This window comes from Roseovarius sp. TE539 (genome assembly GCF_003298505.1).
In the GTDB taxonomy this organism is placed as follows: Bacteria; Pseudomonadota; Alphaproteobacteria; order Rhodobacterales; family Rhodobacteraceae; genus Roseovarius.
The window spans coordinates 66,477-80,985 of sequence record NZ_QNGB01000005.1; the positions used below are offsets into that span (position 1 = coordinate 66,477).

Here is a 14,509-nt window from a genome sequence, read left to right on the forward strand (position 1 = left end):
AGCGCCCACGGGACACCTGCCGAACCGGAAAGAGCCCTGTCGCATCACCCATGGGCCGGCGGAACGGTATCTTCCGCGGCCTGTTCCTCTGCCTGCTCGGCATACCATTCCTGTGCCGCCGCCAGCGCCACAGGGGACGCTGTCGGCTGCACGCCAAGGTAACTGCCGGTCTCGTCGACGGGCACCGCCGGACGCCGTGTCATCCGCCAGCCTGCGTAGAGCGTGATCGCCGCGAAGATGATCACCAGGAACAGCCAGAACCCTTTCGGCCCCGCGACCTCCATCAGCTGGCCGGTTGCCATCGGCCCCACGATCGCGCCCACCCCATAAGCGAAAACCAGTCCGCCGGACGCCGCGGCCATGTCGTCAATCTCAAGGTAATCATTCAGATAGGCAATGAAGAGCGCATAAAGCGGGTTGGCCACACCGCCCACGATGAAGGCCAGAACCAATATCACCTCGAATCGCGTTCCCAGCACGAAGCTCGCCCCGGTGGCCACCGTCCCGATCGCCGCGAGGGCAAGGATCAGTATCCGCCGGTCCATCCGGTCCGAAAGCCATCCGACGGGAAACTGCCAGACCATCGAGCCGGTGAAGATCGCGGCGACAAACCCGGTGATCTGCGCCACGCTCAGCCCCGCAGCCGCGCCATAGACAGAGGCCATGCCGAACTGCGCCGCGAAGGCCCCGCCCAGAAGCAACGTACCGATGCTTGCCAGCGGGGATTTGCCATAGAGCTGTCGCAGGCTCATCGGCTTTGTCGTCTCGAAGGCGGGAGTGGGACTGATCGACAGGAGGATCGGCGCGAAACTCAGCGACACCAGGATGGACGGAATCACGAACAGGAAGAATCCGCTCGCCTCGCCGAGGTTCATCATCCCCTGCGCCGCGATCATGCCGAGCATCTGCGCCACCATGTAGACTGACAGGACCTTGCCGCGCGTCTGGTTGGTGGCGGCGTTGTTCAGCCAGCTTTCGGCGGTCACGTAAACCCCCGACAGGCAGAACCCCAGCACCACCCGGATCGCCGTCCAGCTGTAAGGGTCGGTCAGGATCGGAAAGGCGATGAGCCCTGCCGAGATGAACGAGGCCAGCGCCGCGAAGACACGCACATGCCCGACCCGCCGGATCAGCTCCGGCGTCAGCCGGCTGCCGACCAGGAACCCCAGGAAATATCCCGACGTGATCACCGACAGCTGCAAGGTGCCGAACCCCTCCAGCGCCCCGCGCACGCCCATCAGAGTGGCCTGCATGCCGTTGCCGATCATGATCAGCGTCATGCCCAGCAGAAGGGCCCAGACGGAAGCGAGAACCTGGAACATCGCAGCGGACCCTTGCGGCTTGGGCCGGCACGCGCCGGCGGAATCGAGTGTCGGCTACCAGCCCGTGCAAGGCCGCGTCAAACCGGTTTGCGACACGATCGCGCGCTCCCGGCGGCTTTCTTTGTCCAACCGGCTCTGGCCCTTCGGCGCCACAGCGATTAAACGGGGCCAAACGGACGCGAAGGGGCGCAGGACACATGGCACGGCATCTGATCACCTCGGCAATCCCCTACATCAACGGGATAAAGCATCTCGGCAATCTTGTCGGCAGCCAGCTGCCCGCCGATCTTTTCGCGCGTTATCAGCGTGGGCGCGGCCACGAGGTGCTGTTCCTGTGTGCCACCGACGAGCACGGCACACCGGCCGAACTGGCGGCCACCAAGGCAGGACAACCGGTGGCCGAGTACTGCGCCGAGATGTGGCAGGTGCAAAAGGACCTCTCCGACGGGTTCGCCCTGAGCTTCGATCACTTCGGTCGCTCTTCCAGCGCCCAGAACACGCGCCTCACCCAGCACCTTGCCACGAGACTGCACGCTGCCGGACTGATCGAGGAAGTGACCGAGAAACAGGTCTATTCGATTGCCGACCGGCGCTTCCTTCCGGATCGCTACATCGAGGGCACCTGCCCCAATTGCGGGTATGAGCGCGCCCGCGGCGACCAGTGCGAGAATTGCACCAAGCAGCTTGACCCCACCGATCTGATCGAGGCCCGCAGCGCCATCTCCGGCTCCACCGACCTGGAGGTGCGTGAAACCAAGCATCTCTACCTGCGCCAGTCGAAGATGCGCGACCGTCTCGACGCCTGGATTGATTCCAAGACCGGCTGGCCCATCCTGACCACCTCGATCGCGAAGAAATGGCTGCATGACGAAGGCGGGCTGCGCGACCGCGGCATCACCCGCGATCTCGACTGGGGCATTCCCGCGCAGTTCGAGGGCGCGCCGTGGTCGGGCATGGAGGGCAAGGTGTTCTACGTTTGGTTCGACGCGCCGATCGAATACATCGCCTGCGGCGCAGAATGGGCCGAGGCACGGGGGCTGGACGCGGCCGCCTGGGAACGATGGTGGCGCGAGGACAAGGGCGCCGCGGATATTACCTACACGCAGTTCATGGGCAAGGACAACGTGCCCTTCCACACCCTTTCCTTTCCGGCCACGCTGATGGGCTCGGGCGAACCGTGGAAGCTGGTGGATTACATCAAGTCCTTCAATTACCTCAACTACGACGGCGGCCAGTTTTCCACCAGCCAGGGCCGCGGGGTGTTCATGGATGACGCGCTCCAGATCCTGCCGGCCGATTACTGGCGCTGGTGGCTGCTTTCCCACGCGCCCGAGGGCGGGGATTCCGAATTCACCTGGGAAAATTTCCAGATGAACGTGAACAAGGATCTGGCCGATGTTCTGGGCAATTTCGTATCGCGAGTGACCAAGTTCTGCCGCGCCAAGTTCGGCGAGACGGTTCCCGAGGCGGGCATGCAAGGGCCCGACGAGGCGGCGCTGACCGAAGCCCTGGAAAACCGCATCCGCGCCTACGAGGGCCACATGGAGGCGATGGAGATCCGCAAGGCCGCCGCCGCCCTGCGCGCCATCTGGGTGGAGGGCAACGAATACCTGCAATCCGCCGCCCCCTGGGCCTCGGTCAAGGAAGACCCGGCCACCGCTGCGATGCAGATCCGCCTGGCGCTCAACCTCATCCGCCTCTACGCGGTGCTTTCGGCGCCCTTCATCCCCGATGCCGCGCAGCGCATGCTCGTGGCGCTGGACTGCCGCGATGCCGGCTGGCCCGATGATGTCGCGTCCGCGCTGCGCACCCTGCCGCCCGGCCACGCCTTCACGGTACCGGATGTGCTTTTCGCCAAGATCAACGACACAGCGCGCGAGGACTGGCAGGCCCGTTTCTCCGGCATCCGCGACTGACCGCCGCGCCGGATCGGCCGGAGGGACGCTCAGGATTGACCTTGTCACAGTGCTGTGAGACGGCTCGGTGGCACCGTTCGCAGGGCCGGGCGCGGACCGGAAGGATGGACACCCGATGTCGCGCAGCACCAGTTTTGATGAACTTTTCGACGGCATGCAGGATCCTGCGCTCGTACTTGATGCGGAGTCCGGCGCCATAAAGGCCGCCAACCGTGCGGCGGGCCGTTTGCTGGGCTACACGCAAACCGAACTGGAGGGCATGACCGCCGCGGATTTCCACGCGCACGAACTGCCCAGGTTGCGCGATTTCATGAAAGAGGTGGCCCGCAACGGCGCCTGGCAAAGCGATGCGATGTCGTGCCGCACCCGCACGGGAGAGCTTGTCCCGGCCGAGATCCGAAGCACCGCCTTTCATCCCGCATCCGGCAGCGATCAGGAGCTTCTGGTGCTGATCCGCGATCTCAGGGGCGAACAATTGGCCGAAGTGGGCCGCTCGGTCCGCAAGCTGGTCCATGACCTGCGCAACGCCCTGACCACGGCGCAGCTTCTGTCGGACCGCCTTGCCGGGCACGAGGACGCGCATGTGCGCGCCGGGGCCGACGTGATGTCACGCTCTCTCGAGCGGGCGCTGCAACTTTGCCAGCAGACGATGCTGGCCGGTCGGGTCGAGGAACAGAAACCCGATCCCACCCGCTTCATGCTCGACGATGTGGTGGAGGAACTCCAGGCCACCACGATCCTTCCCGGCGGCATCGGCCCGCAACTGGAATTCGACTCCGGCGACGCGGTGTTGCTGGACGCCGATTTCGACCAGGTCTACCGGATCCTGCTCAACCTCGTGCGCAACGCCTCGGACGCCGGGGCGGCGCATATCGCGATTTCCGGACGCCGGGACGACGGCCTGACCCGCATCACCGTTTCCGATGACGGCCCCGGCCTTCCCGAAGAGATCCTGCGCCAGCTCCACACGGACAAGGCCGGCACGGGCAGTACGGGGCTGGGGCTGATGATCGCCTCGGAACTGGCGCAGGGTCACGGCGGCGGACTTGAAGTCGGGCGCACCGGCGCCGGTGGCACGGTCTTCGAAATCACCATCCCGGATCAGGGCTGAGGTGGCCGGGCTGCCGGGGTGCTGCGGTATTCGGGATCGAGACGCGTCCGCTTGAGGTGATTGGCATAGGTCGCGATGGTGAACTCGCCCACCACGGCGATGATCTCGAGCAGCGATGCCTCGTCAAGGCCACGCCGCTCAAGATGGGCGATTTCCGAAGATGGCAGACGGCCATGCAGCTCAAGTATCCGCCGCGCCGCCTGGGCAAGCGTGCGCGCCCTGTCATCGTTGGGCAGACCCCTGTCCAACAGCGCCTCGACGATCGGCTCGGGCGTGCCGGCCTCCACGGCTTCCTTCGACAGCGCCGCCTGACAATAGCCGCATTCAACGTGCTCGGCGGTGATCAGCCCCACCAGCAACCGCTCGGCCGGGCTCAGCCGGCCATGCGCCTCCAGTTCGGAGTCCAGCGCCAGAAAAGCGGACAGAACCGCCGGGTTACCCTTCAACGTCCGAAAGAGGTTGGGAAGCCCGGCAGGATATACCGTGCGCATTTCGGCCAGCAAATGATCGACATCGACGGTCAAGGGGCACCTCGTCTCACGCTCGTCATCAACCATAGGAGTTCCCGCGAACCGCGTCCATCACCCGCCGGATCATCTCTCATCACGGATGGTTTATCGCCGGCGGAGTGTGCCGCTGTCGGCACTGCCACGGCCAGGATCGGGCGCGGCGGGGATGGCGGCGGCGGGCCTTTCGGGTCTCCGCCGCCCCCGGCATTGCTCAGGTGGCCTCGTCGTCCATCGCCTCGACGGCCGCCTGCAGCTCGTCCTTGCTGACCTCCTTTTCGGTCACGTCGGCCAGTTCGACCACGTAGTCGATGACCTTGTCCTCGAAGAGGGGAGCCCGGAGCTGCTGCTGCATCTGCTGGTTCTGCTGCACGAACTCGAAGAATTCACGCTCCTGGCCCGGATATTGCCGCGCTTGCGACATGATCGCCTGGGTCATTTCCTGATCCGTCACCTCGATCTCTGCCCGCTGACCCAAGTCGGCTAGCAGAAGACCCAGGCGGACCCGCCGCTCGGCCAGTTTCCGGTGCTCGTCGGTCGGCTCGATCTCGGGGTGGTCATGGCCCTGCACATCCGGGTTGTCCTCGTGCCAGAGCTGATGGGCGATCTGCTTGGCCTCCGCCTCGACCATGCTCGGCGGCAGGTCGAAATCCACCATCCCGTCCAGCGCATCCAGGAGCCGGCGCTTCATCACCGCGCGCGCGGCCCCGGCGTATTCCTCTTCAAGCCGCTCGCGGATCTGGGTCTTGAGCCCCTCCAGATCGTCCGAGCCATATTTCTGCGCCAGCTCATCATTGATCTCGGCGGGCTTGGGTGCCTTCACGGCCTTTACGGTACAGTCGAAGACCGCCTCCTTGCCGGCCAGGTTCTCGGCCTGGTAATCTTCGGGGAAGGTGACGGTCACGGCGGTCTCGTCGCCGACCTTCACGCCAACCAGCTGTTCCTCGAAGCCGGGGATGAAGCTGCCGGATCCCAGCGTCAGCGGATAATCCTCCGCGGCGCCGCCCTCGAAGGGCTCACCATCGACCTTGCCGACGAAATCGACGACCACCTGATCGCCATCCTCGGCCGTCGCACCCTCTGCGCGGTCCTCGAAATCCTGCGCGCTCTCGGCCAGGTTGGCCAGCGCCTCGTCCACGGCGGCATCATCCGCCTTGGCGACCATCTTTTCCAGTTCGATCGACTTCAGATCGAGCTCGGGAATTTCGGGAAGCTTCTCATAGGACATCTCCACGTGGACATCCTCGCCTTCCTTCCAGTCCTCGTTGGCCATCCGGATGTTGGGTTCGGCCGCCGGGCGATCGCCACTCTCCTCGAAATGCTGGCTCATGGCGCCGTCCACGGCTTCCTGCATCGCCTCACCCAGCACCCGCTGCCCGAACTGCTTCTTCAGCAGCGCCAGTGGAACCTTGCCCTTGCGAAACCCCTTCATCTCGATATCCGGCTGCGCCTCGGCCAGCTTCTCGGTGACCTTGTCGTCAAGCTCCTGAGCGGTCAGGATCATCTTGTAGGCGCGCTTCAGGCCTTCGTTCTGGGTCTCGGTGACCTGCATAGTCGTCCTCATTCATTACGGTATGCCGCGCGGGCGCGCGGTGGGGAGAAATCAGAGGCCCTTCTAGGTGTGCCCGCCAATGCTTGCAAGCAGAGTCTTGGCCGCGTCTGCCGGGCGCCCGGTCGCGCCCTACCAGCGCCCGGTCGCGGCACGCGCCATCAGGGCAAGCCGGCTGCTCACCGGGGGCGGATCAAGATCGCCATCGGCCACGCGGCCCGGATCGCGCCGGGCCCGCTTCAGCACTCCGGCCGCCTGCCAGAGCGGCAGAAGTGCCGGACGCGCGGCCCGCGAGACCGCAGAACGCCGCTTGCGCGCCCGCACCAGCCGGTCCAGCCCGTCCTGTGCCAGCGCCCGGACAGCTTCCGGGCGCCCGTCCACCAGCGGCACGCGCCCCGCCCTTTCAAGCGCCGGCACCGCCCGCAGCCAGTTGGCCAGCCCCAGTGCCCGGCCCGCATCGCGCACAACCTCTTCCTCGGCCGGCCCCAGCGCCCGCGCCACAGCCAGCATCAGGTTGCCCGAGGTGCGGTCGACATAGGCGTCGAAATGCGCCGCGTCCTCGAACGGATCGCGGTAGATGTCCCAACGCCGGGCCGCGACAAGCTGCTTTAGACCCGCCGCGCCCGCGTTGTCCACCGCCCGCGCCAGCGGGGTCGCCACCTCGTGGCGGCGCACCGGACCACCCGCCTCGATCTCGCCGAGGACATCATGCCACCATTGCAGGCGCATCTCGGCGATCATCGCCTCGCCCGTCACCCAGGGCGCGCGCGCGACCTCGACATTGAATGCATAGACGGCAAACAGCACCGGACGCGCCGCCACCGGCGCCGCCATGGTCGCCGCGAAACGATCACGGTCGGCGCGTTCGACGATTTGCGCGCAGGCGATGAGATCGTCGTCGAACGCCATCCGCCTCAGCGCCCCCCCGGTTCCGGCCGCACCAGCACCAGCGCATAGGACACCGCCTCCGGGACCGCCTGCCAAAGCGCGATCTCGCGCCGTGTCGCGGCCACCAGATCGGCAAGCGGACCTTCGCCCGCCGCTTCCGGATCAGCGCTCAGCGCATCCAGCCGGCCCTCGAGCTCGCGGTAATATCCCGCCCATGCCGCTCCTGCGACCCGCCGGTGATCCAGGACGGCGAAGCCCGCCGCCCGCACCCGTTCCTCGATGCCGGCCAGATCGCTGATCGCCGGATACTCCGCCCAGAACGCCCGCGCCGCCCCGGGCGCATCCTCCTCCAGGACCGGCTCGGAAAACGCCACCGCGCCGCCCGGCGCCAGCGCTCCGCGCCATTGCCGCAGCCCCTCGGTCACGCCGAGGAAATAAAGCGCCCCGGCACACCAGATCAGGTCGTAAGGGCCGGTCAGGCCGGCCATGTCGCCCTGCCGGACGGTCACGTTCTCCAGCCCGGCGCAGGCCGCGCGCGCCTCCGCGACCAGGTGATCCATCATCTCGACCCCCTCGATCCGTGCCCCGGGACGCGCCCGGGCCAGGGCCGCCAGGTCGGCGCCGGGGCCGCAGCCCGCATCGGCGATCCGCGCCCGCGCGCCGACATCCAGCCGTGCGAGCGCCCACCGGACGTCCTCCGGCGTGCCGGGGCCCTGCCGGGTCATGCCGCGGTGCAGCCGGGCGATCGCCTCCGGTCCGGTCACGCGACGACGCCCTCGTGCACGAGCTTCCAGTTGATCGCCTCCAGAAGCGCCTCGAAACTGGCATCTACGATGTTGGGGCTCACCCCCACGGTAGACCAGCGCCGCCCCTGCCCGTCCTCGCTGTCGATGATCACGCGCGTCACCGCCTCGGTGCCACCCTGGGTGATGCGGACCTTGAAATCCACCAGCCGCATGTCCGCGATCACCGCCTGGTATCGCCCCAGGTCCTTGGCCAGCGCCTTGGCCAGCGCATTGACCGGTCCGCGGTCGCCCCCCGCCTCGTCCATCGACTCGCTGACCGACAGCTTCTTGTCGCCATCGACCTTGACCACGACCACCGCTTCCGAAAGGCTCACCATCCGGTCGTACTTGTTCTTGCGCCGTTCGACCGTAACCTTGTAACGCTTGACCTCGAAGAACTCCGGCAGCCGCCCCAGCTCGCGCCGCGCCAGCAATTCGAAACTGGCCTGCGCGCTGTCGTAGGTATAGCCCTGATCCTCGCGCGCCTTGATCACCTCCAGGATGCGCGCCAGCGCCGGGTCGCCCGGCGCCACCTCCAGCCCCGCCTCGGCCAGCCGCCGGCGCAGGTTCGACTGCCCGGCCTGGTTCGACATCGGGATGACCCGCGCGTTGCCCACCACCTCCGGATCCACGTGCTCGTAGGTCGAGGGATCCTTGAGGATCGCGCTCGCGTGCAGCCCCGCCTTGTGCGCGAAAGCCGAGGCGCCCACATAAGCCGCCTGCTTCAAGGGAACCCGGTTGAGAATGTCGTCCAGCTGTCGGCTGGCATGGGTCAGCCCGGTCAGCGCGGCACGGGTCACACCGGTCTCGAAACGCTCCGCATAGGGCGGCTTGAGCAGCAGCGAGGGGATCAGCGTGGTAAGATTGGCGTTGCCACAGCGCTCACCCAGACCATTGAGCGTGCCCTGGACCTGCCGCACCCCGGCATCCACCGCCGCCAGGCTCCCGGCCACAGCGTTGCCGGTATCGTCATGGGTGTGAATGCCCAGACGATCGCCGGGAATGCCCGCGGCCATCACCTCGCCCACGATGCGCCCGATCTCGGTCGGCAGGGTACCGCCATTGGTGTCACACAGCACGATCCATCGCGCCCCCGCATCCAGCGCGGCGCGCAGACACTCCAGCGCATGCGCCCTGTTGGCCTTCCAGCCGTCAAAGAAATGCTCGGCATCGAACAATGCCTCGCGGCCCTGCCCCGCCACATGCGCGACCGATCGCGCGATGTTCTCGCGGTTCTCCTCAAGGGTGATTCCCAGTGCCGTCTCGACATGGAAATCATGGGTCTTTCCCACCAGGCAGACGGCGCGCGTCCCCGCGTTCATAACCGCCGCCAGAACGTCGTCATTCTCCGCCGACCGGCCTGCGCGCTTGGTCATGCCGAAGGCCGTCATGGTGGCCCGCGTCTTCGGCGCAGCCTCGAAAAAGGCGCTGTCGGTGGGGTTCGCACCGGGCCAGCCGCCCTCGATGTAATCCAGCCCCAGATGGTCCAGCGCCCCGGCGATCTGGACCTTTTCGGAGGTCGAGAAACTCACCCCTTGCGTCTGCTGCCCGTCCCGCAGGGTGGTGTCGTAGAGATAGAGCCGTTCCTTGCCCATCAGATCGCTCCCTGCTTCATCTTTCCACAAATACTCCGGAGAGCATGAGGGGCCGGCCCCTCACTCCGCCGCGCGAACGCCCAACCGCCCCTTGGCAGCGCCCGGCCCGCACGGGGCGCTTATGAACACCGTGCGACAGCGCCCCACGCCCCGAACGCCATGGCTGCATCACCACCTCCGCCAAAAGCGCCCGCCCCGTGGGAGGGCGGGTCGGGCGCTGCCCGGAACAAGCCCGGGCGGGACGTTTGGCCATGGTCCGTGTCACTTCAATTCCTCCAGCTTGTCGGGGTCGAAACCTGATTTGGCGACGAGCGACACTCCTCCCTTTGACATTTGAACTTCTACGCCCGCATCGACCAAAGCAGCTTTCAAGGCATCAACTTCTGAGAAGTCTTTGGAAAGCATAGCGCTTTCTCGAAGATCACCTAGCTTGTGAGCGAAGTGCTCAAGGATTCCATCGGAGAGTGTAACCCAAGCCTTCGTTTCAGGTGTCAAAAGACCCAAGAAATTGGCGCACTCTTTTAGGACACGTTTCGTGGCCTCGCTGCCACCTTCCGCAAATTTTGCAACTTCTTCCAATCTTGAAAGAGCGAGAGGGGTATTCAGATCGTTTGCGATCGCATCGACAATGCCCCATTGCTTCGCATGTTCAAAATTCGAGAACTGGTTCAGCTCAATACCTTTCACGAGTTTGTGCCATTTCCTAAGCTTGTCCTCAGCAGCAAAGGCCTTCTCCGCCGTCCAGTCCATCGGCTTGCGGTAATGCGTGCTCAGGAACACGAACCGGATCACCTCGCCCGGCACCTTCCAGCCGCCGTCCCAGTTGCCTTCCAGCAAATCCCGCACGGTGAAGAAATTGCCCAGGGACTTGGCCATTTTCCGCCCTTCCACCTGCAGCATCTCGTTGTGCATCCAGAGCTTCGCGAACTCCCCGTGCGGATGCGCGCAGCAGCTTTGCGCGATCTCGTTCTCGTGGTGGGGAAACATCAGGTCGCCGCCGCCGCCATGGATGTCGAAGCTTTCGCCCAGCAATTCGTAACTCATCGCCGAGCACTCGATATGCCATCCGGGCCGGCCCCGGCCCCAAGGGCTCTCCCAGCCCGGCAGGTCGTCGGAGGACGGCTTCCACAGCACGAAATCCATCGGGTTGCGCTTGTAGGGCGCCACCTCCACCCGCGCCCCGGCGATCATGTCATCGACCGACCGGCCCGACAATGCCCCGTATTTCTCGCGCCAGCTATCGATGGCGAAAAGCACATGCCCCCCGGCCTCGTAGGCATGGCCCCGTTCGATCAGCGTTTCGATCATCGCGATCATCTGGGGGATGTATTGCGTGGCGCGCGGCATGTGGTCGGGCTCCAGCGCGCCCAGCTCGCCCATGTCGTCAAGAAACCACTGCGTCGTCTGCTCGGTGAGCCGCCGGATCTCGGCCGTCACGTCGCCGTCCCCGCCCACGTTTTCCAGCGCCCGCGCGTTGATCTTGTCATCAACGTCCGTGAAGTTGCGCACGTAGGTCACGTGATCCGGCCCATATTCAAGCCGAAGCAGCCGGTAGAGCACGTCAAAGACCACGACGGGGCGCGCATTGCCCAGATGCGCCCGGTCATAGACCGTGGGGCCACAGACATACATGCGCACGTCGTCGGGGTCGATCGGGCGGAAGTCCTCCTTCGTCCGGGTCCTGGTATTGTAAAGCCTGATGGTCGTCATTGATGTCCTCGCGCGCGCATCCCGCGGCGGGCTTATCAACTTGCGTTCATGTTTGGAACAGAAGACCGACCCGCCGAGATGTCTCAGCCGGTGATGCAGCAGATAATGGTCGTTGCCGTGGTCATGACACCGAGCTTAGGCCGAACCCGCGGGCCGGTCAAGCAACCGACCGGCCGGTCGTCCGGCTCCCCGGGGACATGCCGCCGCGAACCGGGCCGGAGATCCCTTCCGCACCCCTGTCCAAACTCGTCGGACCGTTCAAACCGCCGAAGCCGCTGTCGGTGCGGCCACGTCTGTTCCGTTTGCGACATTATTTCGCATTCGGAACAGACCCGCGGTGCCGAATCGGGCCTCACTGATCCACCGGCGAGGAGGAAACGCCCATGACGCAGATGTGCAAGATCACTCTGATCGTCCGAACAATCGGCGCGGAAAGGGGCTTGGCCCCGCGTGGCGGACCACTGGAAAGCTGACCCGTTTCAACCCTTTACGGACAGCTTTCAAGGATCACCAACATGACGGAATCAACCACCGCACGCCGTTCGGGCGGGCGCGCCGCGCGCCGCGCCAGCCGCGCCGCCCCGCTTGAGGATGCGGTCCGCCCGGTCCGTGCCGGCCTCGACGGCGGCAGCTACGCCCCCCTGACCGACGCCGGGGTCCGGAGCATTCACACCGCTGCCCTCGACGCGCTCGCGGAAATCGGTCTCGCGGACGCGCCGGCCAGTGGCATCGCCCACCTGACCAGGGCGGGGGCCACGCTTGGCGCCGACGGGCGGCTGCGTTTTCCGCGCGCCCTTGTCGAAGACGCGGTCGCGCATGCCAACCGCCGGATCACGCTGCACGGCCGCGACCCTGCCCATGACCTGCAACTCGGCGGCACCCGCGTGCATTACGGCACCGCCGGTGCCGCGGTGCACATGGTCGATGTCCAGACCCGGCACTACCGCGAAAGCACCCTGCAGGATCTTCACGACGCCGCGCGCATCGCTGACCGGCTGGACAATATCCATTTCGTCCAGCGCCCCATGGTCGCCCGCGACATCGAAGACGCCCGCGAGATGGAACTGAATACCGTCTATGCCTGTTGTGCGGGCACTTCCAAGCATGTCGGCACCTCGTTCTCCGAGCCCGGCCATGTGACCGCCGCACTGGAGATGCTTCACATGATCGCGGGCGGCGAGGATGCCTGGCGCACCCGGCCGTTTGTCAGCAATTCCAATTGCTTCGTCGTGCCGCCAATGAAATTCGCAACCGAATCCTGCCAGGTGATGGAGGCCTGTATCGCGGGGGGCATGCCGGTGTTGCTTCTGTCGGCCGGCATGGCCGGAGCTACCGCGCCCTCGACCATTGCCGGCGCCATCGTGCAGGCGGTGGCGGAATGCCTTGCGGGGCTTGTCTACGTGAACGCGGTGAAACCCGGCCATCCGGCCATCTTCGGCACCTGGCCCTTCGGGCTGGACCTGCGGACCGGGGCGATGACCGGCGGCTCGGGTGAACAGGCCCTGCTGAGCGCCGGCTGCGCGCAGATGCACCGGTTCTACGACTTGCCCGGCGGCGCCGTGGGCGGGATCGCCGATTCCAAGCTGCCGGACATGCAGGCCGGTTGGGAGGCGATGTGTTCCAATGTCATGGCCGGCTTGTCAGGGCTCAACATGGTCTACGAGGCGGCCGGGATGCATGCCTCGCTGCTGGGGTTCTGCCACGAGTCGCTGATCCTCGGGGATGACCTGATCGGACAGGCGTTGCGCTGCACCCGCGGGATCGAGGTGACGGAGGACACGATCAACCTGGATGTCATGCGCGAGACCTGCCTTGATGGCCCCGGTCATTACCTCGGCGCGGCGCAGACATTGGGGCGGATGCAGTCCGATCATGTCTACCCGGCCCTGGGCGACCGCACCTCGCCAAAGGAATGGGCGGAACTGGACAAGCCGGACCTGGTGGCCCGCGCCAGCGCCCGCAAGGAGGCGATCCTTGCGGAACGCGCCGCGGCCCGGTTCGATCCGATGCTCGATGCCGCTATCCGCAGGCGGTTCGACATCCGACTACCGGCCTGATCCGGGTCGGTCATCCGGAGGCAGGCGCGCGACGGCATGCGCCTGCAACTCAGTTGCCCAGCATCCAGGTGCCGTCAGGCCAGAAGGCGTGGAAGGCAAAGGCGAACATCACGTCATGCACCACGTCGTTGCCATTTGCGTCGCGCACCCGCACATTGCCAACGTCCTTGCCCTGCGCGATCACCTCGGCATCAAGCGCGGACGCCTGACCGGACTCCCAGCTGATCGTGACACCGGCCTCGGTCACGCCGCCTTCCTCGCGCACCCGCGTCAGGGGCCACGCGCGGTCGCCCACGCGCACCACCCGCACCAAGGGCGGGACGCCATGCGGCGGTTGTTCACCGCGGTAGAGAAACGGGCGCGATGAACTGTCGTAAGAGACGTAAGGATTGCGCCCGTAGCGCCGCGGGTAGTTCGGTTCGGCCATCACCAGGCCCTCGGGGTTGCGGGCCTTGAAGGTGTCCCAGCTTTCCATCCAGCCGGGCAGCATCTTCAGCTCCGTGCCGGTAAGATCACCGACGATTGCCTCGCCCACGGCCTGCTGCCACCAGCTTTCGGTTTCGCGATCATACATCACCATGTCCGAATTGCGCAGCTTGCCGGACACGCCGAATGTCAACGTGCCCTGTTCGACACGGCGATCGAAGGTGATGCCCGAATTGCAAAGCGGGCAGAAGGTGACCGCGACGGGCACACCTCCGACCGTGTCATTCACGATCTCGTGAAATGTGAGGTAGCGGATGGGATAGGCGCGCGGCACCGCCCCGTCGATCTCGAGGGTCATAACCGGTTCGTTCCCGCCGATTCGCGTCTCGTCCGACACCTTGAGGAATTCCGGGTCGCTGATCGCCGGGATGCCGTCCTTCGGAGGACCGCCCGACATGATCTCGGACCAGTTGTCGATGCTGGACTTCTTGAAATTGGTATCCGGCCACTGGTTTTTCCAGAGCCTGGGCTCGGCATGGGCCGATCCCGCCACGAGAAGCATCACGGCAAGAAAACGGGCGAAAACGAACATGTGCATACACTCTGGATCAGGGACGTCGTGATGCTCATGATGGGCCGTAACG

Annotated in this window: 11 protein-coding genes; 3 read left to right on the top strand and 8 right to left on the bottom strand. The window is 65.7% G+C overall.

Annotation, left to right across the window (positions count from 1 at the left end):
* Positions 1-44: 44 nt before the first annotated feature.
* On the bottom strand, positions 45-1,322 hold the full coding sequence (locus DQW77_RS04875) for an MFS transporter (RefSeq protein ID WP_113257069.1): 1,278 nt from the start codon (positions 1,320-1,322) through the stop codon (positions 45-47).
* 197 nt (positions 1,323-1,519) lie between these two features.
* Between DQW77_RS04875 and metG the strand changes: the two genes are divergently transcribed.
* Complete coding sequence (metG, locus tag DQW77_RS04880) at positions 1,520-3,238, top strand: methionine--tRNA ligase (RefSeq protein ID WP_113257070.1); 1,719 nt, start codon at positions 1,520-1,522, stop codon at positions 3,236-3,238.
* Positions 3,239-3,353: 115 nt separating this feature from the next.
* Entirely contained in the window at positions 3,354-4,349 is a 996-nt protein-coding gene (locus DQW77_RS04885) for an ATP-binding protein (RefSeq protein ID WP_147094930.1), read from the top strand.
* On the opposite strand, the gene DQW77_RS04890 is transcribed toward DQW77_RS04885, so the two are convergent.
* From DQW77_RS04890 to cysS, 6 genes are all read right to left on the bottom strand, one after another.
* Positions 4,340-4,873 carry a carboxymuconolactone decarboxylase family protein gene (locus tag DQW77_RS04890; protein WP_181711199.1) on the bottom strand — a complete coding sequence of 178 codons (534 nt, stop codon included), beginning with the start codon at positions 4,871-4,873 and terminating at the stop codon, positions 4,340-4,342. The genes DQW77_RS04885 and DQW77_RS04890 overlap by 10 nt on opposite strands.
* A gap of 196 nt (positions 4,874-5,069) precedes the next feature.
* Positions 5,070-6,407 carry a trigger factor gene (tig, locus tag DQW77_RS04895; RefSeq protein ID WP_113257073.1) on the bottom strand — a complete coding sequence of 446 codons (1,338 nt, stop codon included), beginning with the start codon at positions 6,405-6,407 and terminating at the stop codon, positions 5,070-5,072.
* 129 nt (positions 6,408-6,536) lie between these two features.
* On the bottom strand, positions 6,537-7,313 hold the full coding sequence (locus DQW77_RS04900) for a squalene/phytoene synthase family protein (RefSeq protein WP_113257074.1): 777 nt from the start codon (positions 7,311-7,313) through the stop codon (positions 6,537-6,539).
* A gap of 5 nt (positions 7,314-7,318) precedes the next feature.
* Positions 7,319-8,056 carry a trans-aconitate 2-methyltransferase gene (locus tag DQW77_RS04905; protein ID WP_258523674.1) on the bottom strand — a complete coding sequence of 246 codons (738 nt, stop codon included), beginning with the start codon at positions 8,054-8,056 and terminating at the stop codon, positions 7,319-7,321.
* Positions 8,053-9,672, bottom strand: a complete 1,620-nt coding sequence (cimA, locus tag DQW77_RS04910) for a citramalate synthase (RefSeq protein ID WP_113257075.1) — start codon at positions 9,670-9,672, stop codon at positions 8,053-8,055. The genes DQW77_RS04905 and cimA overlap by 4 nt, the downstream gene beginning before the upstream one ends.
* A 261-nt stretch (positions 9,673-9,933) precedes the next feature.
* Complete coding sequence (gene cysS, locus DQW77_RS04915) at positions 9,934-11,382, bottom strand: cysteine--tRNA ligase (protein ID WP_113257076.1); 1,449 nt, start codon at positions 11,380-11,382, stop codon at positions 9,934-9,936.
* A 515-nt stretch (positions 11,383-11,897) separates the two neighbouring features.
* On the opposite strand from cysS, the gene DQW77_RS04920 reads away from it, so the two are divergent.
* Complete coding sequence (locus tag DQW77_RS04920) at positions 11,898-13,439, top strand: trimethylamine methyltransferase family protein (protein WP_113257077.1); 1,542 nt, start codon at positions 11,898-11,900, stop codon at positions 13,437-13,439.
* 49 nt (positions 13,440-13,488) lie between these two features.
* On the opposite strand, the gene DQW77_RS04925 is transcribed toward DQW77_RS04920, so the two are convergent.
* Positions 13,489-14,457: a DUF3179 domain-containing protein gene (locus tag DQW77_RS04925; protein ID WP_113257206.1), complete on the bottom strand. Its 969-nt coding sequence runs from the start codon at positions 14,455-14,457 to the stop codon at positions 13,489-13,491.
* Between the last annotated feature and the right edge of the window lie 52 nt (positions 14,458-14,509).

What these genes read in the sequence shown, in the direction of transcription:
- DQW77_RS04875 (WP_113257069.1), bottom strand. Translation starts at nt 1,322, where the DNA reads ATGTTCCAGGTTCTCGCTTCCGTCTGGGCCCTTCTGCTGGGCATGACG.
- metG (WP_113257070.1), top strand. Translation starts at nt 1,520, where the DNA reads ATGGCACGGCATCTGATCACCTCGGCAATCCCCTACATCAACGGGATA.
- DQW77_RS04885 (WP_147094930.1), top strand. Translation starts at nt 3,354, where the DNA reads ATGTCGCGCAGCACCAGTTTTGATGAACTTTTCGACGGCATGCAGGAT.
- tig (WP_113257073.1), bottom strand. Translation starts at nt 6,407, where the DNA reads ATGCAGGTCACCGAGACCCAGAACGAAGGCCTGAAGCGCGCCTACAAG.
- DQW77_RS04900 (WP_113257074.1), bottom strand. Translation starts at nt 7,313, where the DNA reads ATGGCGTTCGACGACGATCTCATCGCCTGCGCGCAAATCGTCGAACGC.
- cimA (WP_113257075.1), bottom strand. Translation starts at nt 9,672, where the DNA reads ATGGGCAAGGAACGGCTCTATCTCTACGACACCACCCTGCGGGACGGG.
- cysS (WP_113257076.1), bottom strand. Translation starts at nt 11,382, where the DNA reads ATGACGACCATCAGGCTTTACAATACCAGGACCCGGACGAAGGAGGAC.
- DQW77_RS04920 (WP_113257077.1), top strand. Translation starts at nt 11,898, where the DNA reads ATGACGGAATCAACCACCGCACGCCGTTCGGGCGGGCGCGCCGCGCGC.
- DQW77_RS04925 (WP_113257206.1), bottom strand. Translation starts at nt 14,457, where the DNA reads ATGTTCGTTTTCGCCCGTTTTCTTGCCGTGATGCTTCTCGTGGCGGGA.